The sequence below is a fragment of the Piscinibacter sp. genome (genome assembly GCF_050175855.1).
GTDB lineage: Bacteria > Pseudomonadota > Gammaproteobacteria > Burkholderiales > Burkholderiaceae_C > Piscinibacter.
In genome coordinates, this window is record NZ_JBFXIO010000024.1 from 1 (window position 1) to 23,213 (window position 23,213).

Sequence of the window (23,213 nt, forward strand, 5' to 3'; positions counted from 1 at the left end):
CAGCGTGCTGGCCGGCCGCACCGGCGTGGGCCGCATCAACCACGACGCCCATGCCGCCGGCGCGGTGGCCGGGCTGCTGTTCATGGCGGTGGTGGTGCCGGGCTCGATCGGCCGGGCCCTCTCCACTTGGCTGGGCTGAGCGGGCGGCACAATCCGCGCCCATGGCGAAGAAGGACAAGCACGTCAGCGAGACGCCGGCCACGGCCTGGCTGCGCGAGCGCGGCATCGCGTTCACCGAGCACGTCTACGATTACGTGGAGCACGGTGGCACGGCCGAGTCGGCGAAGCAGCTCGGGCTGGACGAGCACGCGGTGGTGAAGACGCTGGTGATGCAGGACGAGCGGCGCGAGCCGCTGATCGTGCTGATGCACGGTGACCGCCAGGTGAGCACCAAGAACCTGGCGCGCGCCATCGGCGCGAAGTCGGTGGAGCCCTGCACGCCCGAGGTGGCGCAGCGCCACAGCGGCTACCTCGTCGGCGGCACCTCGCCGTTCGGCACGCGCAAGGCGATGCCCGTGTACGTGGAGGAAACGGTGCTGGCGCTGCCGAGGATCTGCATCAACGGCGGGCGGCGCGGCTATCTGGTCGGCATCGAGCCGGCCGTGCTCACGCAGTCGCTGGGTGCGAAGCCCGTGCTTTGCGCGATCGCGACCTGATCATCCAGGCCAGGAACCCGCACATTCCGGTGCCCGCCACCACCAGCCCGCTGGTGGCCGCGAACCACATGCCCACGGCGCCCTGCAGCGCCGGCGGCGTCAGGCCGGTGACGTTGAAGCCCACCGCATAACCGCCGGCCAGGCCCACGCCCCAGATCGCGATCGCGTAGATGACCAGCGGCACCACGGCGATGCGGTAGGCGCGCAGCACGAAGCCGGCGATGGCCTGCGCGGCGTCGGCGATGTGGAACACCGCCACCCAGGCCAGCAGCGGCATGGCCGCGGCGACGATCACCGCATCGCGCGAGTACAGGCCGATGATCGCTTCGCGGAACAGGAAGACGAAGCCGCCCATCAGCGCCGCGATGGCCACACCGATCTCCAGCCCATGCCAGCCGACGCGGTGGGCGTCGTCCATGTCGCCGGCGCCGATGCGCTGCGCCACCAGCGTGCTCGAGGCATTGGCGATGGCCAGCGGCATCATGAACATCAGCGAGACCAGGTTCACCGCGATCTGGTGCCCGGCCACCGGCGTGGCGCCCAGCCGCGAGATGAAGAAGGCCATGAAGGTGAAGCCGGTCACCTCGATCATGATCGAGCCGCCCATCGGCACGCCCAGCCGCACCAGCGCGAGCAGGCTGCCGCGGTGCGGCGGCGAGAGGCGGTCGCCGATGTGGAAGCGCGCGTAGAACGGGTCGCGCTTCAGGATGAGCCACACCGTGCCGAGCTGCAGCAGCATGCACACCGCCGTGGCCACGCCGCAGCCCGGCGCGCCCAGTGCCGGCAGCGGGCCGGCGCCGAACACGAACAGCGCGGTCAGCGGCACCTTCAGCGCCAGCGCGCCGAGCTGCAACAGCATCACGATCTTCGGCCGAGACACCGCGGTGTTGAAGCCGCGAAACGCCGTGAACAGCAGCGCCGGCGGCAGCGCGAAGGCCAGCGCGGCGAGGTGGCCGCGCACCTTGGCCGAGACCTCGGGCGAGGCGCGCGAGAGTTCGAGGAAGGGCTGCGGGAACAGCAGCACCAGGCAGCCCGGCACCGACAGCGCCAGCGCCAGCCACATCGCCTGGTGCAGCTGTGCGCCGCAGGCCTCGTAGTGCTTCGCGCCGAACAGCTGGCCGGCGATCGGGCTGATCGCCAGCACGATGCCCATCAGGCCGACGAACACCGTGATGTAGGCGGCGCCGCCGATGGCCAGCGCAGCCAGGTCGGTGGGGCCGGCGCGCGCGGCCATCATCGTGTCGACGGTGGAGAAGGCCAGCACCGCCACCTGGCCGATGAACACCGGCCAGGCGAGCGGGGCGATGCGCTTCGCGCTGCTCGCCAGCCTGGAGAGCCGGCTCACAAACCGGCCTCGCCGGCGCCTTCGGTCGTGCGTTCGGCAGCCCGCTCGGCATAGCGGTTGAAGCGCCAGGCCGTGCCTTCCATCGTGATGCGCCGCCAGGTGGCACGCTTCTCGCCGGGTGTCATCACCGGCCAGTGCTGCACCTCGTCGAAGGTGCGGCCGCAGCCCTTGCACAGGTCGTCGCCCTGGCTCGTGGAGCAGATCGCGATGCAGGGCGCGTCGGGCGTGCTGCGGTACCAGGCCAGCCAGGCCTCGCGTGCCGCGCCGGCCAGCGCGCTTTCGTCGACATACAGGTCGTGCAGCCAGACCATGGTGCCGTACACCTCGGCCAGTGCCAGCACCTCGGCGCAGGCGGTGATGCCGTCGCTCGAGGGCGAGCGTGCGCGCCACCAGTTGATGGCGGCCTCGATGTCGGTGATGTGGATGCCGGCCATGGTCGTGAAGGGGCGGAAGAATAGCAGCGCTGCGGGTTTTCCGCCGGGCCCGGCCGGGGTGTCAGAATGCGGCGCAGCGAGGTCCTCCGTGCTCGACATCGAAGCCCCCTCCATCGACTCCGCGCGCATGCGCCGCGCGGGCCGGGAGTTGCTGTCGCTGTCGCTGATGGACTCGCGCAACCACACGCTGCGATGGATCAGCGCTTTCGAGCGCGCGCTGGGCTCGCCCGACCTCGCCGTGCCGCAGCAGCCCGAACTCAGCCCGCCGCTGTGGGAGCTGGGCCACCTCGGCTGGTTCCAGGAGCGCTGGATCGCGCGCAACGTGCAGCGCCAGCGCGGTGCGCGCTGCGACCCGTCGCAGGCGCGGCTGCCCTCCATCCTCAGCGATGCCGATCGCTGCTACGACGCTGCGGAGGTCTCGCACGCGGCACGCTGGAAGGTCGATCTGCCCGACCTCGCGTCCACCAAGCAGTACCTCGTCGACACGCTGGAGACCACGCTCGACCTGCTGGACTCGGCGCCCGACGACGACGACGACGCGCTGTACTTCTTCCGCCTGGTGCTGTTCCACGAAGACCTGCGCGGTGAACTGTTCGCGCAGATGAGCCAGGTGCTCGGCTTCGAATCGGGGCTGATCGGCACGACGGCGACATTGAACCCGCGCGATGCGCTGCTGTTTCCTGCCACGCGCTGGCCGCTGGGCTGCGAGCCCGGTGGCTTCGTGTTCGACAACGAGAAGTGGGTGCACGACGTCGACGTGCCCGAGTTCGAGATCGACGCGCAGCCGGTGAGCTGGCAGCAGTTCGCCGAGTTCGTCGAGGACGGCGGCTACGACCAGGCCGAGTTCTGGCACCCGCAGGCCTGGCAATGGCTGCAGCGCGAGGGCCGGCGCACGCCGCGTCACGTCGACCAGATGCGCCATGGCGTGCTGGCGCAGCGCTTCGGCAAGCTGATGCGCGTGCCGATGGCCCAGCCGGTGATGCACCTGGCCTGGTACGAGGCCGATGCCTGGTGCCGCTGGGCCGGCCGTCGCCTGCCCAGCGAGGTGGAGTGGGAAGCGGCGGCCCATCAGGGCGCGAGCCGCGGCTTCCGCTGGGGCGACGTGTGGGAGTGGACGGCCACCACCTTCCGGCCTTATCCCGGCTTCGCACCGGGGCCGCTGCGCGACTACTCGCAGAGCGCCTTCGGCACCCACAAGGTGCTGCGCGGCGCCTCGTTCGCCACGCGCTCGCGCGTGCGTTCGCCGAAGTTCCGCCAGTTCGCGCTGCCCGAGCGCGACGACCTGTTCTGCGGCTTCCGCAGCTGCGCGCTGTAGGCCGGGGCGAGCGATGGGCCTGCTCGCCGCGCAGTACACCGCGACCACGCCCGACGGCCGCCGCATCACCTGGCGCGACGGCAAGCGCCTGGCCTGGCTGCTGTCGGTGGTCTATCCGCTGGTGCCGTTGCTCGGCGTCGCGCTGCATGCTCGCACCGGCGAGCCAGCGATGCTGGCCGTGCCGCTGCTGATCGGCTACGGCCTGATGCCGCTGCTCGACGCGCTGATCGGCGAAGACCTGAACAACCCGCCGGAAGAGGTGGTGCCGCAGCTCGAGGCCGACCGCTACTACCGCTGGCTCACCTGGCTGACCGTGCCGCTGTACTTCGTCACGCTGATCGTGTGCGCCGCGTGGGCGGGCACGCAGGACCTGCCGTGGTGGGCGCTGCTGATCCTGGCCTACGTGGCCGGCACCAACTCCGGCATGGGCCTGACCACCGGCCACGAACTCGGCCACAAGCACAACGCGCTGGAGCAGTGGCTCGCGAAGCTGATCCTGGCCGTGCCGGCCTATGGCCACTTCACCGTCGAGCATGGGCGCGGCCACCACCGCTGGGTGTCGACGCCGGAAGACCACGCCAGCGCGCGCATGGGCGAGAGCATCTACCGCTTCGCGCTGCGCGAGCTGCCCGGCGGCATCCGGCGTGCGTGGCAGCTCGAATCGCAGCGGCTCGCGCTGCTCGGCTTCTCGCCCTGGAGCTGGCGCAACGCCATGCTGCAGTCCTATGCGATCACGGCGGCGCTGCAGCTCGGCTTGATCGCGGCCTTCGGGCCGGTGATGATCGTCTTCCTGGCGGTGCACAACGTGGTGGCCTGGTGGCAGCTCACCTCGGCCAACTACGTCGAGCACTACGGGCTGCTGCGCGCGAAGCTGCCCAGCGGGCAATACGAGGCGCCGCAGCCGCATCACTCGTGGAACACCAATCACCTGGTCACGAACCTGGCGCTGTTCCACCTGCAGCGCCACTCGGACCACCACGCCAATCCGTCACGGCGCTACCAGAGCCTGCGCCACTTCCCCGACCTGCCGCAGCTGCCCTCGGGCTACTTCGGCATGTTCACGCTGGCCTACTTCCCGCGCGCCTGGTTCAAGGTGATGGATGCACGGCTGCTGTCGCTGCCGCACGTGCAGGGCGACCTGAGCAAGGTGAACGTCGACCCCGCCGCGCGCACGCGGCTCGAATCCATTTACGGATCTCAGCGCTTGGGCTTGCGGTAGCTCCACCAGGGCAGCACGCGGCGCAGCGACAGCACCTCGCCGCTGTTCTCGGCCGCGTAGCCGGGCAGGGCGTTGAGCTGGGCACGCCAGGCCTCGCTGCGCAGCAGCGAGAGCAGGGTCTGCACCTGCGGCTGGTCGAGCGCATGCTGCAGCGTGACGAGGAAGTACAGCTCGCGCGCCAGCGGAACGAACTCCAGCCCGCGCGCGCGCGCCGCGGCCTCGATGCCGAAGGCGGCGTCGGCGCTGCCGCTGGCCACCGCCTCGGCGGCGGCGCGGTGCGACGGCTCGGTGCGCTCGAGCTCGGCCAGCGCCGAGGCCGGGATCTTCTGCGCCGCCAGCAGTTCCTCCAGCACCACCCGCGTGCCGGTGCCGCGGGTGCGATTGGCAAAGCGCAGCCCGCTGCGGCACAGGTCGGCGAGCGTGAAGATGCCCAGCGGGTTGCCCGCCGCCACCATCAGACCCTGGGTGCGCCGCGCGAAACTCACCAGCTTGTGGTGGCCGGGCTTGAGCATCGGGCGGTAGACCTTCGCGGTGGGCGAGCGCAGCGGCGACTCGGTCAGCGCATGGAAGCCGGCCATCAGGCAGCGGCCGTCGTTGAGCGCGGCCAGCGCATCGACGCTGCCGGTGAACTGGATGTCGAGATGCAGCTTGTGCTGCGACTGCGCCATCGCTCGCAGCAATGGCAGCGCGTCGTCATGGCTGGCGGTCATCGGGATCACACCGGCGCTGGCGTCGAAGGCGATCGCGAAGGCCTGCTCCAGCTCGCTGCGCAGTGCCTCGATCTGCGGCGCCAGGCGCGCCTGCGCGCGCCGCTCGGCCCACAGCAGCTTCTCGCCGAAGGGCGACAGCAGCGCCGGCTGGCCCTTGACCCAGGTGACCAGGGTCTGGCCGAGCTCGCCCTCCCAGCGCTTGAGTTCGCCCCACACGTGGCGGTACGACAGGTCGAGCGCGCGCGCCGCGCCACTGATCGAGCCGGTGTCGTGAACGGCCGAGAGCAGGGCCATCAGGGGGTGGTGCAGGTCGCGCTGCAGCGAGCGTTCGCCGCTGAGCGTGTAGGTGAGGTGCACCCTATGCATGACGTTTCATATGGTCGGGACTGCCTATCGGCGCAGAGAATCCCGCCAGTATGAGAGAAGTTGGATGAGTGCCTTTGCCGAGAGCGTCCGAACCGCCGTCGATCTGATCGTTCATGCCGATGCCGTCCTGTTCCACACCGTCGCCCTGTCGCTGCAGGTCAGCGGCACGGCCTGCCTGGTCGCCGCCGGCTTCGGCCTGGCCTTCGGCGCCTGGCTGTCGGTGGCCCGCTTTCCCGGCCACCGCACGCTCGTCTGGCTGCTGAACACGCTGCTGGCGCTGCCCTCCGTGGTGGTCGGGCTGATCGTCTACCTGCTGCTGTCGCGCAGCGGCCCGCTCGGTTCCTGGGGCATCCTGTTCACGCCCACGGCGATGGTGATTGCGCAGACCATCCTGGTGCTGCCGGTGATCGCCGCGCTGACGCGCCAGCTCGTCGGCGATTCGCTGCGCGATGGCGGCGACCAGCTGCGCTCGATGGGCGCCAGCCCGCTGATGTGCGCGCTGCTGATGCTCGTGCACGACCGCTGGGCCGTGCTGACCATCCTGATCGCCGCCTTCGGCCGTGCCGTGGCCGAGGTGGGCGCGGTGATGATCGTCGGCGGCAACATCGACGGCATCACGCGGGTGATGACCACCACCATCGCGCTGGAAACCAGCAAGGGCGACCTGCCGCTGGCCATGGCGCTGGGCCTGGTGCTGCTCTCCGTGGTGGGCGTGGTGAACTTGCTGATCGGCTTCGCGCAGCGCGGCCACGGCTCTGCCTTGGCGGGGGTGCGCTGATGATCTCGATGCGCGACATCTCGGTGCGCTTCGGCGAGGTGCAGGCACTCAAGGGCGTGTCGATCGCGGTCGGCCGCGGCGAGTTCGTCGCCCTGGTCGGCCCGAACGGATCCGGCAAGACCACGCTGCTGCGCGCCATGCACGGCATGCTCAGCCTGCGCGGCCGGCGCGAGCTGGCGCCCGAGGCGGCCCGGCAGGCGATGGTGTTTCAGCGCCCCTTCGTGATGCGCCTGTCGGTGAGCAACAACCTGCGCCTGGCGCTGTGGCTCGGCGGCGTGCCGCGCGCGCAGTGGAACGAGCGAATCGCCTCGGCGCTGGAGCGCGTCTCGCTGCAGGGACTGGAGGAGCGGCCTGCGCGGGCGCTCTCCGGTGGCCAGCAGCAGCGCCTGGCGATCGCCCGCGCCTGGGCCGTCCAGCCGGCGCTGCTGTTCCTCGACGAACCCACTGCCAGCCTCGACCCGGCGGCCAAGAAGGACGTCGAGACCCTGCTCGCCGGCTTCGCCGCCGACGGCATGACGCTCGTGATGAGCACCCACAACCTCGGCCAGGCCAAGCGCCTGGCCAGCCGCGTGGTCTACCTGGAGGACGGCGAGATCCACGCCGACCTGCCGACCGCGCAGTTCTTCGACGGCGGCCTAACCGGCCGCGCCCAGCAGTTCCTGAAAGGAGAAATGGCATGACCCATCGCAACACCACCGCTCGCTTCCTCGCCCTGGCCGCGGCCAGCCTGATCGCCTTTGCGGCACAGGCGCAGGACAAGTTCATCGTGATGTCCTCGACCACCAGCACCGAGCAGTCGGGGCTGTTCGGCCACCTGCTGCCGGTCTTCAAGAAGGCGACCGGCGTCGACGTGCGCGTGGTCGCGCAGGGCACCGGCCAGGCGCTGGACATGGGCCGGCGTGGCGACGCCGACATCCTCTTCGTGCATGACAAGGTGGCCGAGGAGAAGTTCGTCGCCGATGGCTTCGGCATCGAGCGGCGCCCCGTGATGTACAACGACTTCGTGGTCATCGGCCCGAAGTCCGACCCGGCCGGCGTGAAGGGCAACGACGTGGTCGAGGCGCTCAAGAAGCTCGCCGCCTCCAAGGCCGAGTTCGTCTCGCGCGGCGACAAGAGCGGCACCCACGCCGCCGAGCTGCGCTACTGGAAGGCCGCCGGCTTCGACAAGCCGGCGATGGCCGGCTACAAGGAGTGCGGCTGCGGCATGGGCCCGGCGCTGAACATCGCCGCCTCGACCAACGCCTACGTGCTGGCCGACCGCGGCACCTGGCTGTCGTTCAAGAACCGCGCCGACCTGGCCATCCTCGTCGAGGGCGACAAGCGGCTGTTCAACCAGTACGGCGTGATCGTGGTGAACCCGGCCAAGCACCCGCACGTGAAGAAGGATCTGGCGCAGTCCTTCGCCGACTGGGTGGTCTCGCCGGCCGGCCAGCAGGCCATCGCCGAGTACAAGATCGGCGGCGAGCAGCTGTTCTTCCCGAACGCCAACGCCAAGTGATGAAGCGCCGCGCCCTGTTCATGGCGGCCACGGCGATGAGCTTCGGCGCGCTGGCCCAGCCTGCGCCGGTGAAGGTGCTGGCCGCCGGCAGCCTGCGTGCCGCGCTGACCGACGTGGCGCGCGCCTTCGAGGCCGGCATGCCGGGCGCGAAGGTGGAACTCGGCTTCGGCGCCTCCGGCCTGCTGAAGGACCGCCTCGCCGGCGGCGAGCGTGCCGACGTGTTCGCTTCCGCCAACATGGCGCATCCGCAGGCGCTGGCCGCGGCGGGCAAGGCGGCGCCGCCGCAGGCCTTCGCGCGCAACACGCTGTGCGCGCTGGGTGCGGCCGGCTTCCGGGCCACGCCCGAGACGCTGGTCGACCGGCTGCTCGATCCGGCCGTGCGCGTGGGCACCTCCACGCCCAAGGCCGACCCGGCCGGCGACTATGCCTTCGCGATGTTCGAGCGCATCGAGAAGAGCGGCCGTCCCGGCGCGCAGAAGATCCTGGCCGACAAGGCGCTGCAGCTCACAGGCGGCCCGAACTCGCCGCCGCCGCCGAAAGACCGCAACGTCTACGGCATGCTGGTGGCCACGGGGCAGGCCGACGTGTTCCTCACCTATTGCACCAATGTCGTCATCGCGCAGCGCGAGGAGCCCGCGCTCGTACGCATCGAGGTGCCGGAGGCGGTGAACGTCAGCGCGAGCTATGGCGTCACGCTGCTCGACGGCGCGCCCGAGGCTGCGCAGCAGTTCGTGAAGTTCATGCTGTCGCCGGCCGGGCAGGCGGTGCTGGCGCGGCACGGTTTCGCGGCTCCCTGAGCGAGGGCGTGTTCCAGAAGTGAACACGCTCCCGGGGCCTATGCAGCGAAAGTCATAAGGGAACGCCTGCGCTTTGCAGGGCTGGACACGGCTCGAAGAATGCGACGCAACACCGCCACCGGCGGTGGCCGTTCATTCCAGGAGACAACCGTGAGCGTTCCCCTCAGCCTGACCGTCAACGGCAAAGCCGTGACGGCGACCGTCGATCCGCGCACGCTGCTCGTGCAGCTGATCCGCGAACAGCTTCAACTCACCGGCACGCACGTGGGCTGCGACACCGCCCAGTGCGGCGCCTGCACCGTGCACCTGAACGGCCGCGCGGTGAAGGCCTGCTCGATGCTCGCCGTGCAGGCGCAGGGCGCCGAGGTCACCACTATCGAGGGCCTGACGAAGAACGGCGAACTGCACCCGATGCAGGCTGCGTTCCGCGAGTGCCACGGCCTGCAGTGCGGCTTCTGCACGCCCGGCATGGTGATGTCGGCGGTCAACCTGCTGAAGGACAAGCCCGCCGCCAGCGAGGCCGAGATCCGCGAAGGGCTGGAAGGCAACATCTGCCGTTGCACCGGCTACCACAACATCGTCCGCGCCATCCAGTTCTGCCAGAACGGCAAGACCGGCGCGCCCGTCTGAACGCGGAGGGCCCGACCATGACCGACATGTCCAACTCGCCGATCGGCAAACCCATCCTGCGCCGCGAGGACGTCCGCTTCCTCACCGGCGCCGGCCAGTACACCGACGACGTGGTGCTGCCCGGGCAGACCTACGGCGTCTTCCTGCGTTCGCCGCATGCGCACGCGCGCATCGTCTCCATCGACGCCAGCAAGGCCGCCAAGGCGGCCGGTGTGGTGGCGATCTTCACCGGCGCGGATCTGGCCGAGGCCAAGGTCGGCGGGCTGCCCTGCGGCTGGCTGATCCACAGCAAGGATGGCTCGCCGATGAAGGAGCCGCCGCACCCCGTGCTGGCGCAGGGCAAGGTGCGCCACGTGGGCGACCAGGTGGCCCTGGTGGTCGCCGAGACGCTGCTGCAGGCCAAGGACGCCGCCGAGCTGATCGAAGTCGACTACGACGTGCTGCCGGCGGTGGTCGACATCACCACTGCCGACCAGGCGGGCACTGCGGTGCACGACGACGTGCCCAACAACGTCTGCTACGACTGGGGCCACGGCAACAAGGATGCGGTGGACGCCGCCTTCAAGCAGGCTGCGCATGTCAGCACGCTGGAGTTCGCCAACAACCGGCTGATCCCCAACGCGATGGAACCGCGCGCCGCCAACGCGCAGTACACCCGGCACGACGACAGCTACACGCTGTACGTGGCCAACCAGAACCCGCACGTCGAGCGGCTCCTGATGAGCGCCTTCGTGCTCGGCCTGCCGGAATCGAAGGTGCGGGTGATCGCGCCCGACGTCGGCGGCGGCTTCGGCTCGAAGATCTTCCTCTACGCCGAGGAGACCGCGCTGGTGTGGGCGAGCAAGCGCGTCGGCCGGCCGATCAAGTGGACCGCCGAGCGCAGCGAGAGCTTCCTGACCGACGCGCACGGCCGCGACCACCACACCAAGGTCGAGCTGGCGATGGATGCCAAGGGCAACTTCCTCGCCCTGCGCGTGGACACCATCGCCAACATGGGCGCCTACCTCTCGACCTTCGCGTCGAGCGTGCCGACCATCCTCTACGCCACGCTGCTGGCCGGCCAGTACAAGACGCCGGCGATCTACTGCAACGTGAAGGCGGTGTTCACCACCACCGCGCCGGTCGACGCCTACCGCGGTGCCGGGCGGCCGGAGGCCACCTACGTGGTCGAGCGCATCGTCGAGCAGGCCGCGCGCGACCTCAAGCGCGATCCGGCCGAGCTGCGCCGGCAGAACTTCATCACCGAGTTCCCCTATGCCACGCCGGTGGGCCTGACCTACGACATCGGCGACTACGCGGCCCACCTCGACAAGGCGATCAAGCTGGCCGACGTGGCCGGCTTCCCGGCGCGCAAGGCGGCCTCGGCGGCCAAGGGGCTGAAGCGAGGACTTGGCTACAGCTGCTACATCGAGGCCTGTGGCCTGGCGCCCTCGAACATCGCCGGTGCGCTCGGCGCCCGTGCCGGCCTGTTCGAGGCCGGCGAGGTGCGCGTGCACCCGACCGGCACGGTGACGGTGTTCACCGGCTCGCACAGCCACGGCCAGGGCCACGAGACGACCTTCGCGCAGGTGGTGGCGGGCCGGCTCGGCATCCCGGTCGAGAGCGTCGAGATCGTGCACGGCGATACCGGCCGCATCCCTTTCGGCATGGGCACCTACGGCAGCCGCTCGCTGTCGGTGGGCGGCACGGCGATCATGAAGGCGGTGGACAAGATCGTCGCCAAGGGCAAGAAGATCGCCGCCCACCTGCTGGAGGCCTCGGACACCGACATCGAGTTCGAGAACGGCGAGTTCAAGGTGAAGGGCACCGACAAGAAGGTGCCGTTCGGCCAGATCGCACTCACCGCCTACGTGCCGCACAACTACCCCCTGGACAAGCTGGAGCCGGGCCTGAACGAGAACGCCTTCTACGATCCGACCAACTTCACCTACCCCTCGGGCACCTATGTCTGCGAGGTCGAGGTGGATCCGGACACCGGCAAGGTGCGCGTGGACCGCTTCACCGCGGTGGACGACTTCGGCAATATCGTCAACCCGCTGATCGTCGAGGGTCAGGTGCACGGCGGCCTCGCCCAAGGCCTGGGCCAGGCGATGCTCGAGGGCTGTGTGTACGATGCCGAGTCCGGCCAGCTGCTGACCGGCACCTACATGGACTACACGATGCCGCGCGCCGACGACCTGCCGAACTTCGTGGTCGACCACACCGTCACGCCCTGCACCCACAACCCGCTGGGCGTGAAGGGCTGCGGCGAGGCCGGCGCGATCGGCTCGCCGCCGGCCTTCATCAACGCGCTGACCGATGCGCTGGGCGTGAAGGACGTGGCCATGCCGGCCACGCCGGAGCGCGTCTGGCGCGCCGCCCACGGAATCGCCTGAGGAGACACACCACATGTACACCTTCGACTACCAGCGTCCCACCAGCGCGGCCGCGGCCGCCTCGGCTCTGAAGGGCGATGCGCGTTATCTGGCCGGCGGCCAGAGCCGGGTGCAGGCGATGAAGCTGCGCCTGTCGTCCAGCGAGCGCCGCGTCGACCTCGGCGGCGGGGCCGAGCTCAAGGGCGTCTGCATGGAAGGCAGCAACGTCGTGGTCGGCGCGATGACCACGCACGCTGCCGTCGCCGCCTCGCCCGACGTGCGCAAGGCCATCCCGGCGCTGGCCGAACTGGCCGGCGGCATCGGCGACCCCATGGTGCGCAACATGGGCACCCTCGGCGGCTCGATCGCCAACGCCGACCCGGCGGCCTGCTACCCGGCCGGCGTGCTCGGCCTGGGTGCGACCATCAAGACGAACCAGCGCAGCATCGCCGGCGACGACTTCTTCACCGGCCTGTACGAGACGGCGCTGAAGCCGGGCGAGCTGATCGTCTCGGTCAGCTTCCCGACGCCGCAGCGCGCCGCCTATGTGAAGTACAAGCAGCCGGCCTCGCGCTTCGCGCTGGTGGGCGTATTCGTCGCGCAGACCGCGGGCGGCGTGCGCGTGGCCGTCACCGGTGCGGCCGGCAGCGTGTTCCGCTGCAAGCCGATCGAGGACGCACTCGCGAAGAGCTTCACGCCGGATGCCGCCAAGGCGGTGAAGGTGAGCGCCGACGGCCTGAACAGCGACCTGCACGGCTCGGCCGCCTACCGCGCCGCGATGATCAGCGTGATGGCATCGCGGGCCGTGGCCGCGGCGCTGGCGCGCTGAGCCCGACGCCGGGGTCACTCGCCATGTGGCGACGCCGGCCCTGGCTGCTGGGTGCGCTGCTGCTGGTGCTGGCCGCACCGGCGGCGCGCGCGCAGTCACTGACGCAGTCGCCCGACGAGGCGATGCTGACGGTGACTCTCGCCGACGGCCGCACGCAGGCCTTCAGCCGTGCCGCGCTGGAGGCGCTGCCGACCGAGCAGGCCAGCGCGCGGTTGCGCGACGGCGCGCCGTTCACCGTGCCCGGCGTGTCGGTGACGGCGCTGCTCAAGGCCTGCGGGCTCGACCTGTCGCAGCGCCTGGGCGCGGGCAACGTGGTCGGCCATGCGCTGGTGGCCCGTTCGGCCGACGGCTACCGCGCGGTGTTCGGCCTGGCCGAGGTCGACCCGCACTTCGGCCATGCGCCCTTGATGCTGAACTGGAAGAATGCCGACGGCTCGCCGCTGCCGGCGCGCGTCGGGCCGCTGCAGCTGATCGCCACCGGCGAGAACCGCCCCGGCCGCTGGGTGCGCCAGCTGGTCGCGCTCGAAGTGAAGTCTTTGCCCTGAACCCGCGATGAACGATGCCACCGCGTTGAAGCTGCCCGCCACCGTCGACGCGGTGATCGAGCTGCTGGCCGCCGAGAACTACGTCTGCGACCGCCGCCTGGCCACCGCGCTGTTCCTCGCGCTGAAGCTGCGCCGGCCGCTGTTTCTCGAAGGCGAGCCGGGCGTGGGCAAGACCGAGCTGGCCAAGACGCTGGCCGTGGCGCTGTCGACTGCGCTGCTGCGCGTGCAGTGCTACGAAGGCCTGGACGTGGCGCAGACCGCCTACGAGTGGAACGTGGCGCGGCAGATGGTGGAGATCCGCCTGGCCGAGGCGGCGCATGCGATCCACGATGCTGCCGACCGCGACCGCCTCGCGCACAGCCTGTACAGCCGGGCGATGCTGATCGAACGGCCGTTGCTCCAGGCGCTGACGCAGGAGCGCTCGCCGGTGCTGCTGATCGACGAGCTCGACCGCGCCGACGAGCCCTTCGACGCCTTCCTGCTCGAGGTGCTGGCGGAGAACCAGATCACCATCCCCGAGCTCGGCCCGATCAAGGCCGATGCGCCGCCGATCACCATCATCACCAGCAACCGCACGCGCGAGATCCACGACGCGCTCAAGCGCCGCTGCCTGTACCACTGGGTGGAGTTCCCGGACGTCGAGCGCGAGCTCGACATCGTGCGCCGCAAGGCTCCGGGCGCGTCGGAGCGGCTGTACCGGCAGGTGGTGGAGTTCGTGCAGCGCATGCGCGGGCTCGACCTCTTCAAGGCACCGGGCGTGGCCGAGACCATCGACTGGACCAACGCGCTGGTGGCGCTCAACGCGATGCGGCTCGACCCGGCCACGGTGCACGACACGCTGGGCGTGCTGCTCAAATACCAGGACGACATCGCGCGCATGGGCGGCGGCGACACGCAGAAGATCCTCGACGAGCTGAAGGCTCGTGCTGTGCTGGATTAAGGTGATGCTCTTGGGTCGTGCAGTCATCGAGCGAGGCGGGCGGCCGGGGCATGCCTGCTCCGGCCCGCTCTCGCGGGCGACCACCGAGCCGGGTCACACGCACCTCGTCAACGCCGCCTCCAGCCAGCCCACGCCTTGGGTACCGCGAACAGGGCCTGCGCAGGCACGCCCCCGCCACCCGCCCCCCACCAAGGCGGCATGCGTCGCCGCATACAGCGAGCGAGAGTGCAGGGCGGCGGGGGGGCCTGCGGGCGCAGGCCCGGTTCGCGGTCCCCAAGGCGGTAGCGGTCCCCCAGCGGTGTTGACGAGGTACTGGGGACGAAGCTCGGTGGTTGCCCGCGAGAGCGGGCCGGAGAACGCAGGCACCCCCGCCGCCCTGGCGCACCTCTGACGGCAGTCCATCACATGCTCGCCGACAACATCGTCCACTTCTCGCGCATCCTGCGCGACACCGGCATGGCCGTCGGGCCGGACCGCGTGCTCGCTGCGATCGCCGCCGTGGAAGCCGTCGGCCTCGATCGCCGCGAAGACGTGCGCGCCGCACTCAGTGCCGTGATGCTCGAGCGCCACGAGCAGCAGACGATCTTCGACGCGGCCTTCGACGCCTTCTTCCGCGACCCCAAGCTGCTCGAGCAGATGATGTACCTGCTGCTGCCCAAGGTGCAGGGCCGCGGCGAGAAGCACCAGCCGCCGCGCGCCAACCGCCTGGCCGAGGCGCTGGCGCCGCCCGCGCCGAAGCGCGAGCCGCGGCCCGAGAACGAGGCCAAGACCGACGAGATCCAGTTCGAGACCGAGTTCAGCTTCTCCGAGCGCGAGCGCCTGGCCCAGGCCGATTTCGAGAGCATGACCACCGCAGAGTACGAGCAGGCCAAGAAGCTGGCCGAGCGCGCGCCGCTGCCGGTGCAGCCGCTGCGCCGCCGCCGCCACGAGGCCGCGCCGCGCGGCTCGCTGGACCTGCGCCGCACGCTGCAGGGCATGGCCCGCCAGCCGCACACGCTGACCCCGGCCTTCACCCACGCGCGAACCGAGCGGCCCCCGCTGGTGGTGCTGCTGGACATCTCAGGCTCGATGGACCGCTACTCGCGCCTGTTCCTGCATTACGCGCACGGCCTCGCGCGCCGGCACCTCAAGGTGCACACCTTCGTGTTCGGCACCCGGCTGACGAACATCACCCGCTGCCTGCGCCACCGCGACCCCGATGTCGCGCTGAAGATGGCCGACGAGCTCGTGCACGACTGGAAGGGCGGCACGCGCATCGCCACCAGCCTCGACGAGTTCAACCGCCGCTGGGCGCGCCGCGTGCTCGGCGGCAATGCGGCGGTGCTGCTGGTCACCGACGGCCTGGAGCGTGACGAGTCCGGCGCGTTGTCGCGATCCGCCGCACAATTGCACCGCATGGCCCACGAGGTCGTGTGGCTCAACCCGCTGCTGCGCTTCGAGGGCTTCCAGCCCCGGGCGGAAGGCATCCGCGCCTTGCTGGCGCACGTCGACCGATTCCTGCCGGTGCACAACCTCGCGAGCCTGGCCGACCTGGCCCAGGCCCTGCAGCGCCCGGCGCTGAACCCCTCCCATCTGCTTCACTGAATCCATGGAACTCAAAGGCGAACGACTTCTTCCGGCCCCCATCGACACCGTCTGGGCCGGCCTCAACGACCCCGAGATCCTCAAGGCCTGCATCGCCGGCTGCGAATCGCTGGAGCGCACCGGCGACGATGCCTTCCAGGCCCTGGTGGCGGTGCGCGTCGGCCCAGTGGCGGCCAAGTTCAAGGGCAACCTGAAGATGACCGACGTGAAGCCGCCGAACAGCTACACGATCAACTTCGACGGCCAGGGCGGCGTGGCCGGTTTCGGCAAGGGCTCGGCCGACGTGCAGCTCGCCAGCGAGGCCGGGGCCACGAAGCTCAGCTACGTGGCCCGCGCGCAGGTGGGCGGCAAGATGGCGCAAGTCGGCTCGCGGCTGATCGACGCGGCCGCCGGCAAGATCGCCGAAGACTTCTTCGCCGCCTTCGAGGCCAAGGTGGCGCCGCCGCCGGCCGAAGGCGCGGTGGCCGAGGCCGCACCGGCCGCAGCCGCGGGTGGCAACAAGACGGTGGTCTGGATCGTCGCCGCCGTGGTGATCATCGCGGCGATCTACTTCCTCACGAGATAGACAGGAGTTCCACGATGGACAGCCTCGATCTCCAGGTGCTGCAGCAGGCGCGCGACTGGCGCGCCCAGGGCCGCGCGGTGTGGCTGGTGACGGTGATCGAGACCTGGGGCTCGGCACCGCGCCCGCCGGGTGCGCTGCTGGCGATGCGCGACGACGGCCTGGTGGTCGGCTCGGTGTCTGGCGGCTGCGTGGAGGACGATCTGATCGATCGCGTGCGCCAGGGCGAGCGCGTCGGCAAGCCCTCGCTGATCACCTACGGCGTCACCAAGGAAGAGGCGGCGCGCTTTGGCCTGCCCTGCGGCGGCAACCTGAGGCTGGTGCAGGAGCCGTTGCTCGACACCGCCTGGGTCGACGACATCCTGTCGCGCACCGCACGCCACGAGTTGGTGGCGCGCCGGCTCGACCTCGACACCGGCGCGGTGGGCATCGAGCCGGCCGCGCGCGGCGAGCTGTTCGAGTTCGACGGCCGCACGCTGCGCGCACTGTTCGGCCCGCGCTGGCGGCTGCTGATCATCGGCGCGGGGCAGCTCTCGCGCGTGGTCGCGCAGATGGCACTGGCGCTCGACTTCGAGGTGATCTGCTGCGATCCGCGCGAGGAATACCACCTCACCTGGGACATCCCGAACACCACCTTCAGCAAGTCCATGCCCGACGACCTGGTCACCGAACTGCACCTCGACCCGCACAGCGCGGTGATCGCGGTCACGCACGACCCCAAGCTCGACGACATGGTGCTGCTGGAAGCGCTGAAGTCGCCGGCCTTCTACGTCGGCGCGCTGGGATCGCGCGGCAACACCGCCAAGCGCAAGGAGCGGCTGGCGCTGTTCGACCTGACGCCGGCCGAGATCGACCGGCTGCACGGGCCGATCGGGCTCGACCTGGGCAGCAAGACCCCGGCCGAAATCGCCGTCTCCATCGTCGCCGAGATCGTCGCGGTGAAGAACGGCGTCGCGCTGGTGCAGAAGAAGGAAGGCTCGGCGCTGCCGGAGGCATCGGGCGTCTGCGCGCGGGGGTGAACCGCAAGGAGTCGCAGGCGCGTCGCGCGTGCTAACCCGGTGGACCCGCGGCGGTCGTTGATGCATGCTGCGGCCATGCAGCGCGCACACCGGCGGGTCGGCCCGTGGCACATGCAAGGAGACGCAGAACGGTGCGGCTGGAACTGAACCGGCCGCAGCGCCGCGACCTGTTCCTGCTGCTGTGCCTGATCGGCGTCGTGCCGGCGTTCATCAGCGCTACCTTGCCGGTCACGACGTGGCTGCCGGGCACCGAAGGCTTTCGCTGGACGTGGGTCGAGCTGTCGGCTGTGCGTCCCCTGCTGATCGTGCTGTTGATGGCTGCCGGCTTCGTGGGCTGGCCGCTGCGCCCGCGATGGCTCTGGCTGGCGATGCTGCCGGCGCTGCTGCTCGTGCTGACGCCGATCTCCCGTGTCGGCGCCGCACCCGGGCCGCTGCACTGGATCGAGCGCGTGCCCGAGTCGCAGGATCCCACCCTTGCGGCGGAATACGCGGCGATCGGACGGCTCGCGACGCCCGAGCGCTGGATCGATCGTGCGCTCGCGAAGAGGGAGCCGGCGCTGCCCGATGTCGGCGCACTGCGCGCACAGTGGGACGCAGTGAATGCGGCGCGCCCAGGGGGGCTCGGCGGTCGATGGACGGAACTGCGCCAGCTCGACGAGCGCGCGAAGCAGCTGCAGTCCGAATACGACCAGACCTCCAAGGCACGGGACGGTATCGACAGGAAAAGGCAGGAGCAGCTGGCGCAGGAATACTCGAGGGTATTCTCCAAGCTCGAAGCCTTGAAGGCGGAATTGGCCAAGCATCCGCCGCGGCCGGAGCAGGCCTGGGAGCTGCGCGCGCGGATCGGGCTGCACGAACTGTGGCAAGCCGACAAGCGCGCCCGTTGGCTGGAAGCGCCTTACCAGATCGCCGCTTCGCTGCTGCTGCTGGCCGTGGTCGTGGCGATCGGCGTCGGCCACCGCACGACGATGACCTTTCTCGGGCTGTCCCTGCTTGCCTCGCTGGCCTGCGCTGCCGTCAGGACGGAGGGCGGTTGGGTGGCCTCGGGGGTGACGGCGCTTCAGCCGGTGTTCGTGGGTACGCTCGCGCTGCTGGTGCTGCGCCTGCTGGCGCGCGCCTGGCTGGACAACCGCGAGATCTGGCACAGCACGTCGACGCCGGCACTGCGCCGTGCGCTGCTGTGGTCGCTGCTGTTGTGGAGTCCGTTCGCGCTGGTGCTGGCCGCCAACTTCTGGGCCGGCCGAGCCGTCGATGCGGCGGTGGAGCGAATCGCCTACCGAATCGCCCTGCCTGCGGAGAACGGCCAGCCGCCGGGGCCGACCCTGCTGCGCGACAGCGACGTCGACCGCCCCACCTTGCGCGAGGACCTGCAGCTGGCCGTGGCGCGCCTGTACGCCGACATGGAAGACGCTGGCGTTGCCGCGGCGCGCGGAGCCGGCAACAACACGGCCGCCGCTGCGCAGGGCGTGAATGACGCGGCGATGCGGGTCTTCGCCCGTGTGATGCCGGACAGCCTCTTCAAGTACGCCGGGTTTCCTGCTCGCCACGCCTGCAACCTGCTGAACCTGCCGGGCTGCATCGCGAACATCCCGCTGGACATGGCGAACGCGGCCTACGTGGGCCCGCGCGATCGGCTGCGCGCCGACCTCGAAGCGCGGCTCGGCGCGCTGGTCGACCAGGCCCGCCAGGCCGGCAACGCCGGTTCGGCTGGCCTGGTGAATGCGCTGCGTGGCCAGGCCATCCAGATGAGCAGGCTGACGCGCGAACGGGTCGACCAGGTGCTGCTGGTGTCGGCGGGCGCCTCGGTGCTGGGCAGCGCCACCCTGCTGTTCGTGGCGCTGCGGGCCTTCCTGCTCGTTTTGGCGCGGTTGCTGTTCGCGCAGAACAAGGATGCGTACATGACCATCACTCCCCGCGAGCGGCCGCTGCAGGCGCAGGACCGGGCGGTGCGGGTGGACGTGCCCGCAGGCGACGAGCTGCACATGCGACTGGCCGAGGGCCGGCTACTGATGAAGCCGGCCTTCGACGTCGACGGCGCCGCGCCCAACACGCTGTGGCTGCCGCCGCAGCCCTGGCGCGCGACCGTGGCGCGCATCCGCCACGGCTGCTACTTCCTCAAGGAGATCGAGGCTGGCGACGAGCCGCGCACGCTGACGCTGAAGTCCACGCCGGGCACCAATTTCTTCTGCTGGGACATTCCCGAAGACGCCGAAGTGGCCTTTCGCTGGGACCGTTTCGCCGGCATGTCCGGCTCGGTGAGGCTGAGGCGCGTGTTCAGCCTCAAGCTCGGCACCGTGGTGCTGGGCCATGTCAGCGTGGCCACGGCGCGCGGCCCGGGCCTGCTCGTTCAGCACGCCTACACGCGCGCCAGCGCGCAGCGCACCTCGGTGGCCCAGGCCCGCGTGGTCGGCTGGGTGATGGGCACGCTGTTCCGCGTCGAATCGGGCAAGAGCAAGAAGAACGTCTATGTCGACCACTGCCATGTGGTCTGTGCCGAGCCTGGCATCGCGGTGCACGAGGCGGCGCGCGAAGGCCGCGGCGGGCATGGGCTGTGGCGCGAGTTGCTGGGGTTGCTGCGGCCGTGAGCCGTGGCGGCCGGGCCGACCGGCGCTGCGAGGTCCTCGCCGTCGATTGATCCATCCTGACGCAGCGCCTTCGGGTTGACCCGGGATGGAGGCCCTCGGAGCGTGACGTCACGATTCGGGGCATGGTCGGTCGCCGTCATGCCTTGATTCGCCTCGCCGGCACCGCCGCATGGGTCGCGGCCGGGCCCGCCCGTGCCGACGCCACCGGCGGCGACCCCTTCGGCTCGCTGCAGTGGCCCGGCCTGAAGCGCGAGTTCTTCGGCTCGGCCCGGGTGGTGTTCGACGAGCGCGTGGTGGTGCGCGGCCCGGCCTTCGCCGAAGACCCGATGAACGTGCCGATCAGCGTGTCGGCCACCGGCCTGCCCGATATCGAGACGCTGGTCGTGTTCGTCGACCGCAACCCGATCCGCAAGGTGCTGGAGTTCCAGCCCGTGGCCGCGCTGGCCAGCGTGGGCTTCCGCTTCAAGCTCGAGCAGGCCAGCCCGGTGCGCGCCGCCGCGCGCACGAAAGACGGCGTGTGGCACGTGGGCGGCACGCTGGTGGACTCGTCCGGCGGCGGCTGCACGGTCTCGGGCGCCACGCGCAAGGACGGCAGTTGGTCACAGACCCTCGGCCAGGCGCGCGGCAAGCTGTTCGCCGGCAGCCCGGTGGGCGGCGAGGCGGCCTCGCGGCTGCGCGTGATGGTGATGCACCCGATGGACACCGGCCTGGTCGGCGGCATCCCGGCCTTCTACGTCAACAAGCTCGCGGTGCGCGACGCGCAGGGCCGCGAACTGCTGCGCCTGGCCACCTACGAGCCGGTGAGCGAGAACCCGGTGTTCAGCTTCGACTTCCCCGGCCGCGTGGCCGGCGGGCTGCGGCTGGTGGGTACCGACAACAACGGCAACCGCATCGACTCGCGCATCGAATGAAGGCGTTCGCTGCATCGCTGTTGCTGGCTGCGTTCGCCGTGCCCGTCGCGCAGGGAACGCCGAAGGTCGACGTCGCGAAGCTCGACTACGGCCTCGCCGCCCGCGCGCTGGCGCCCGGCGTGTGGGTGGTGGAAGGCGCCAACGCCGACTTCAGCATCGCCAACGGCTGCAACATCATCAACACCGGCTTCGTCGCCACCGGCAAGGGCGTGGTGGTGATCAATACCGGGCCGTCGAAGCGCTACGGCGAACAGCTTCGCGCGCTGATCGGAAAGACCACGGCCGAGCCGATCGTGCAGGTGATCCACCTCAACCAGCACCCCGACTATTTTCTCGGCAACCAGGCCTTTGCCGACGTGCCGCGCCTGGCCACCGACGCCACCCGCGCCGGCATGGCCCGCGAGGCCAAGGCCTATGAGGACAACCTCTACCGCCTGTGCGGCGACTGGATGCGCGGCACCGAGGCCATGCTGCCCACCGGCACGCTGGCGCTCGGCCCGCTGCGCATCGGCGAGCGCGAGATGGAGCTGCGCGAATACCGCGGCCACACCGCCAGCGACGTGGTGCTGGTGGACAAGGCCAGCGGCGTGGTCTTCGCCGGCGGCCTGGTGTTCGCGCAGCGCATCCCGACCACGCCGCATGCGCAGATCGGCCCCTGGCTGCAGAGCCTGCAGGCCTTCGCGGCGCTGCCGGTGAAGACGCTGGTGCCCAGCCACGGCCCGGTGCGCAACGACACCACCGCGGTGGCGCAGACGCAGCGCTACCTGCAATGGCTGGACCGCAGCTTCCGCCAGCTCGCCGAGCAGGGCGCCGAGATGAACGAGGTGCTGCGCGCCGAGGTGCCCGCCGAGTTCCGCGGCTGGGCGGCCTTCGGCACCGAGTACACGCGCAACGTGGCGCATCTCTACCCGCGCTACGAGCAGGCGGTGCTCAAGGGCGCGAAGCCCTGAGCGATCTCTAGTCGTTCGCTAGTCGATCTCGACGCCGTCGAAGGCCACGGCGAGCGACTCGAAGACGAGCGCGCTCTCGTTTGCGTTCAGCGGCGAGTAGTGCAGCGAGGCCGGCCGCGCATTGCGGAAGCGCCAGCACATCACCACGCGCTCACGGTCCGGCGCGAGCAGCGTCACGCGCACGCTGCGCCGCTGCGGCGCGCGGCCGCGGCAGGCCTTGCTCCACCAGGCGTGCAGCAGGTCGTCGCCGCCGGTGGCGCGGCGCAGCACCAGGTGCTCCTCCGCCACCGCGGCCTGCGCATCGGCATGCGCCGCCAGCGGCGGGAACACCACCTCGCAGCAGCCCACCTCGATGGCGCGGCCGTTGCCGTCGACCAGTTCTACGCGGAAGCGACTGCCCGGCACTGGCGTGCGGTCGTGCCCGCTCACTCCAGCTCCAGGCGCTCGAAGGCGATGACGATCTCTTCCATCGCCACGTCGCTGCCCTTGGCGTTGAACGGCCCGCTGGTGTGCTTGACGATGCGCGCGCGCAGCAGGCGCCAGGTCTGCACGACCGCGCTGCGGTCCTCGTTCTGCAGCTGGATGGTGACGTTGCGCAAGGCGCCCGCGTCGCCGTTGCGCACCTGGTCGATCCAGCGCCACAGCGCCAGCGAGCCGATCACGCCGCGCTTGAGCGTGACGTTGCCGACCCTGGCCAGGCCGGGCAACTTCATCACGTGGTTCTCGCGCGAGTTGCCGTTGCGGTACTCGATGACGTCGATCTCCATCGACAGGCCGCTGACCTCGGCGAAGCCGGCCTCCGGTCCCTCGGTGTTGCCGTCGCCGAGATCGACGAGGAAGTTGAACTGAACGTACGGGCGGTCGCGCAGCGTGGCCATGGATGGGCTCCTCGGAGGTCGTGGCGCGGCGAGTGTGCCTGTCACGGCGCGGCGCGGGAAGACTGCTCCGCGCTGTGACAACGCGCGGGGAAACCCTTAGGTGTCGTGGGGAATGGAGCGTCCGGAGCGTGTCTTTGGCCGGCATCAACGCCATTTGGCCACTGGCACGCGGATTGCCCTTTCAGGCACCGGAGGAGCAGGCAGGAGTCCGGCCCCCCAGATCTCTCAACCCTCGAGGAGACAAGGATGCGAATGAAGCAATTGACCGTGTGGGTCGCCCTGGCGCTGGGCACGGTGGGCGCGCAGTC

23 protein-coding genes are annotated in these 23,213 nt (G+C 70.5%); 18 read left to right on the forward strand and 5 right to left on the reverse strand.

Annotation, left to right across the window (positions count from 1 at the left end):
- The first annotated feature begins 161 nt into the window (after nt 1-161).
- The gene (gene ybaK, locus AB7U92_RS03640; protein WP_428574823.1) at nt 162-656 is read left to right on the forward strand and encodes a Cys-tRNA(Pro) deacylase; all 495 of its coding nucleotides are present in this window, start codon (nt 162-164) and stop codon (nt 654-656) included.
- Here ybaK and AB7U92_RS03645 read toward each other — a convergent pair.
- The gene (locus tag AB7U92_RS03645) at nt 607-2,001 is read right to left on the reverse strand and encodes an MATE family efflux transporter (protein WP_428574825.1); all 1,395 of its coding nucleotides are present in this window, start codon (nt 1,999-2,001) and stop codon (nt 607-609) included. The genes ybaK and AB7U92_RS03645 overlap by 50 nt on opposite strands.
- A complete protein-coding gene (locus tag AB7U92_RS03650) occupies nt 1,998-2,435 on the reverse strand; it encodes a DUF3717 domain-containing protein (protein WP_428574827.1) in 438 nt (145 codons plus the stop codon). Before AB7U92_RS03650 ends, AB7U92_RS03645 begins: the two co-directional genes overlap by 4 nt.
- Before the next feature lie 88 nt (nt 2,436-2,523).
- Here AB7U92_RS03650 and senA point away from each other — a divergent pair, with 88 nt between their 5' ends.
- Together senA and AB7U92_RS03660 are read left to right on the forward strand one after the other, a co-directional pair.
- Nucleotides 2,524-3,750 carry a selenoneine synthase SenA gene (gene senA / locus AB7U92_RS03655; protein WP_428574829.1) on the forward strand — a complete coding sequence of 409 codons (1,227 nt, stop codon included), beginning with the start codon at nt 2,524-2,526 and terminating at the stop codon, nt 3,748-3,750.
- A gap of 13 nt (nt 3,751-3,763) precedes the next feature.
- On the forward strand, nt 3,764-4,969 hold the full coding sequence (locus AB7U92_RS03660) for an alkane 1-monooxygenase (RefSeq protein WP_428574831.1): 1,206 nt from the start codon (nt 3,764-3,766) through the stop codon (nt 4,967-4,969).
- Here AB7U92_RS03660 and AB7U92_RS03665 read toward each other — a convergent pair.
- The gene (locus tag AB7U92_RS03665) at nt 4,948-6,045 is read right to left on the reverse strand and encodes a substrate-binding domain-containing protein (protein WP_428574833.1); all 1,098 of its coding nucleotides are present in this window, start codon (nt 6,043-6,045) and stop codon (nt 4,948-4,950) included. The genes AB7U92_RS03660 and AB7U92_RS03665 overlap by 22 nt on opposite strands.
- Nucleotides 6,046-6,109: 64 nt before the next feature.
- On the opposite strand from AB7U92_RS03665, the gene AB7U92_RS03670 reads away from it, so the two are divergent.
- The 15 genes from AB7U92_RS03670 to AB7U92_RS03740 all read left to right on the forward strand — a co-directional run bounded on the left by AB7U92_RS03670 (nt 6,110) and on the right by AB7U92_RS03740 (nt 22,027).
- Entirely contained in the window at nt 6,110-6,823 is a 714-nt protein-coding gene (locus tag AB7U92_RS03670; RefSeq protein ID WP_428574835.1) for an ABC transporter permease, read from the forward strand.
- Nucleotides 6,823-7,503, forward strand: a complete 681-nt coding sequence (locus AB7U92_RS03675) for a phosphate ABC transporter ATP-binding protein (protein ID WP_428574837.1) — start codon at nt 6,823-6,825, stop codon at nt 7,501-7,503. Before AB7U92_RS03670 ends, AB7U92_RS03675 begins: the two co-directional genes overlap by 1 nt.
- A complete protein-coding gene (locus tag AB7U92_RS03680; protein ID WP_428574839.1) occupies nt 7,500-8,321 on the forward strand; it encodes a substrate-binding domain-containing protein in 822 nt (273 codons plus the stop codon). Before AB7U92_RS03675 ends, AB7U92_RS03680 begins: the two co-directional genes overlap by 4 nt.
- Nucleotides 8,321-9,118, forward strand: a complete 798-nt coding sequence (locus AB7U92_RS03685; protein ID WP_428574842.1) for a molybdate ABC transporter substrate-binding protein — start codon at nt 8,321-8,323, stop codon at nt 9,116-9,118. Before AB7U92_RS03680 ends, AB7U92_RS03685 begins: the two co-directional genes overlap by 1 nt.
- Before the next feature lie 150 nt (nt 9,119-9,268).
- Nucleotides 9,269-9,748 carry a (2Fe-2S)-binding protein gene (locus tag AB7U92_RS03690; RefSeq protein ID WP_428574844.1) on the forward strand — a complete coding sequence of 160 codons (480 nt, stop codon included), beginning with the start codon at nt 9,269-9,271 and terminating at the stop codon, nt 9,746-9,748.
- Between the two features lie 17 nt (nt 9,749-9,765).
- Nucleotides 9,766-12,123: a xanthine dehydrogenase family protein molybdopterin-binding subunit gene (locus AB7U92_RS03695; protein WP_428574846.1), complete on the forward strand. Its 2,358-nt coding sequence runs from the start codon at nt 9,766-9,768 to the stop codon at nt 12,121-12,123.
- A 13-nt stretch (nt 12,124-12,136) separates the two neighbouring features.
- Nucleotides 12,137-12,931: an FAD binding domain-containing protein gene (locus AB7U92_RS03700; RefSeq protein ID WP_428574848.1), complete on the forward strand. Its 795-nt coding sequence runs from the start codon at nt 12,137-12,139 to the stop codon at nt 12,929-12,931.
- 23 nt (nt 12,932-12,954) lie between these two features.
- Entirely contained in the window at nt 12,955-13,476 is a 522-nt protein-coding gene (locus AB7U92_RS03705) for a hypothetical protein (protein WP_428574850.1), read from the forward strand.
- A gap of 7 nt (nt 13,477-13,483) precedes the next feature.
- Nucleotides 13,484-14,416 (forward strand): AAA family ATPase, encoded by a 933-nt coding sequence (locus AB7U92_RS03710; RefSeq protein WP_428574852.1) that lies wholly within the window; start codon nt 13,484-13,486, stop codon nt 14,414-14,416.
- Between the two features lie 405 nt (nt 14,417-14,821).
- The gene (locus AB7U92_RS03715) at nt 14,822-16,000 is read left to right on the forward strand and encodes a vWA domain-containing protein (RefSeq protein WP_428574854.1); all 1,179 of its coding nucleotides are present in this window, start codon (nt 14,822-14,824) and stop codon (nt 15,998-16,000) included.
- Nucleotides 16,001-16,004: 4 nt separating this feature from the next.
- Entirely contained in the window at nt 16,005-16,565 is a 561-nt protein-coding gene (locus tag AB7U92_RS03720; protein WP_428574856.1) for a CoxG family protein, read from the forward strand.
- Nucleotides 16,566-16,579: 14 nt separating this feature from the next.
- Nucleotides 16,580-17,581, forward strand: a complete 1,002-nt coding sequence (locus tag AB7U92_RS03725) for an XdhC family protein (RefSeq protein ID WP_428574857.1) — start codon at nt 16,580-16,582, stop codon at nt 17,579-17,581.
- Nucleotides 17,582-17,712: 131 nt separating this feature from the next.
- On the forward strand, nt 17,713-20,166 hold the full coding sequence (locus AB7U92_RS03730) for a hypothetical protein (protein ID WP_428574858.1): 2,454 nt from the start codon (nt 17,713-17,715) through the stop codon (nt 20,164-20,166).
- Between the two features lie 122 nt (nt 20,167-20,288).
- Nucleotides 20,289-21,077, forward strand: a complete 789-nt coding sequence (locus AB7U92_RS03735; RefSeq protein WP_428574859.1) for a quinoprotein dehydrogenase-associated SoxYZ-like carrier — start codon at nt 20,289-20,291, stop codon at nt 21,075-21,077.
- Complete coding sequence (locus tag AB7U92_RS03740; protein ID WP_428574860.1) at nt 21,074-22,027, forward strand: quinoprotein relay system zinc metallohydrolase 1; 954 nt, start codon at nt 21,074-21,076, stop codon at nt 22,025-22,027. Before AB7U92_RS03735 ends, AB7U92_RS03740 begins: the two co-directional genes overlap by 4 nt.
- 18 nt (nt 22,028-22,045) lie before the next feature.
- On the opposite strand, the gene AB7U92_RS03745 is transcribed toward AB7U92_RS03740, so the two are convergent.
- Together AB7U92_RS03745 and AB7U92_RS03750 are read right to left on the reverse strand one after the other, a co-directional pair.
- Nucleotides 22,046-22,456, reverse strand: a complete 411-nt coding sequence (locus AB7U92_RS03745) for a phage tail protein (RefSeq protein ID WP_428574861.1) — start codon at nt 22,454-22,456, stop codon at nt 22,046-22,048.
- Nucleotides 22,453-22,905, reverse strand: coding sequence for a phage tail protein (locus tag AB7U92_RS03750; protein ID WP_428574862.1), 453 nt, complete (start codon nt 22,903-22,905; stop codon nt 22,453-22,455). Before AB7U92_RS03750 ends, AB7U92_RS03745 begins: the two co-directional genes overlap by 4 nt.
- Nucleotides 22,906-23,213: the final 308 nt, after the last annotated feature.

Bases quoted from the DNA above. Each gene is read 5' to 3' on its own strand.
- ybaK (WP_428574823.1), top strand. From the start codon at position 162: ATGGCGAAGAAGGACAAGCACGTCAGCGAGACGCCGGCCACGGCCTGG.
- AB7U92_RS03650 (WP_428574827.1), bottom strand. From the start codon at position 2,435: ATGGCCGGCATCCACATCACCGACATCGAGGCCGCCATCAACTGGTGG.
- AB7U92_RS03660 (WP_428574831.1), top strand. From the start codon at position 3,764: ATGGGCCTGCTCGCCGCGCAGTACACCGCGACCACGCCCGACGGCCGC.
- AB7U92_RS03665 (WP_428574833.1), bottom strand. From the start codon at position 6,045: ATGCATAGGGTGCACCTCACCTACACGCTCAGCGGCGAACGCTCGCTG.
- AB7U92_RS03670 (WP_428574835.1), top strand. From the start codon at position 6,110: ATGAGTGCCTTTGCCGAGAGCGTCCGAACCGCCGTCGATCTGATCGTT.
- AB7U92_RS03675 (WP_428574837.1), top strand. From the start codon at position 6,823: ATGATCTCGATGCGCGACATCTCGGTGCGCTTCGGCGAGGTGCAGGCA.
- AB7U92_RS03680 (WP_428574839.1), top strand. From the start codon at position 7,500: ATGACCCATCGCAACACCACCGCTCGCTTCCTCGCCCTGGCCGCGGCC.
- AB7U92_RS03685 (WP_428574842.1), top strand. From the start codon at position 8,321: ATGAAGCGCCGCGCCCTGTTCATGGCGGCCACGGCGATGAGCTTCGGC.
- AB7U92_RS03695 (WP_428574846.1), top strand. From the start codon at position 9,766: ATGACCGACATGTCCAACTCGCCGATCGGCAAACCCATCCTGCGCCGC.
- AB7U92_RS03700 (WP_428574848.1), top strand. From the start codon at position 12,137: ATGTACACCTTCGACTACCAGCGTCCCACCAGCGCGGCCGCGGCCGCC.
- AB7U92_RS03705 (WP_428574850.1), top strand. From the start codon at position 12,955: ATGTGGCGACGCCGGCCCTGGCTGCTGGGTGCGCTGCTGCTGGTGCTG.
- AB7U92_RS03710 (WP_428574852.1), top strand. From the start codon at position 13,484: ATGAACGATGCCACCGCGTTGAAGCTGCCCGCCACCGTCGACGCGGTG.
- AB7U92_RS03715 (WP_428574854.1), top strand. From the start codon at position 14,822: ATGCTCGCCGACAACATCGTCCACTTCTCGCGCATCCTGCGCGACACC.
- AB7U92_RS03720 (WP_428574856.1), top strand. From the start codon at position 16,005: ATGGAACTCAAAGGCGAACGACTTCTTCCGGCCCCCATCGACACCGTC.
- AB7U92_RS03725 (WP_428574857.1), top strand. From the start codon at position 16,580: ATGGACAGCCTCGATCTCCAGGTGCTGCAGCAGGCGCGCGACTGGCGC.
- AB7U92_RS03735 (WP_428574859.1), top strand. From the start codon at position 20,289: ATGGTCGGTCGCCGTCATGCCTTGATTCGCCTCGCCGGCACCGCCGCA.
- AB7U92_RS03740 (WP_428574860.1), top strand. From the start codon at position 21,074: ATGAAGGCGTTCGCTGCATCGCTGTTGCTGGCTGCGTTCGCCGTGCCC.
- AB7U92_RS03750 (WP_428574862.1), bottom strand. From the start codon at position 22,905: ATGGCCACGCTGCGCGACCGCCCGTACGTTCAGTTCAACTTCCTCGTC.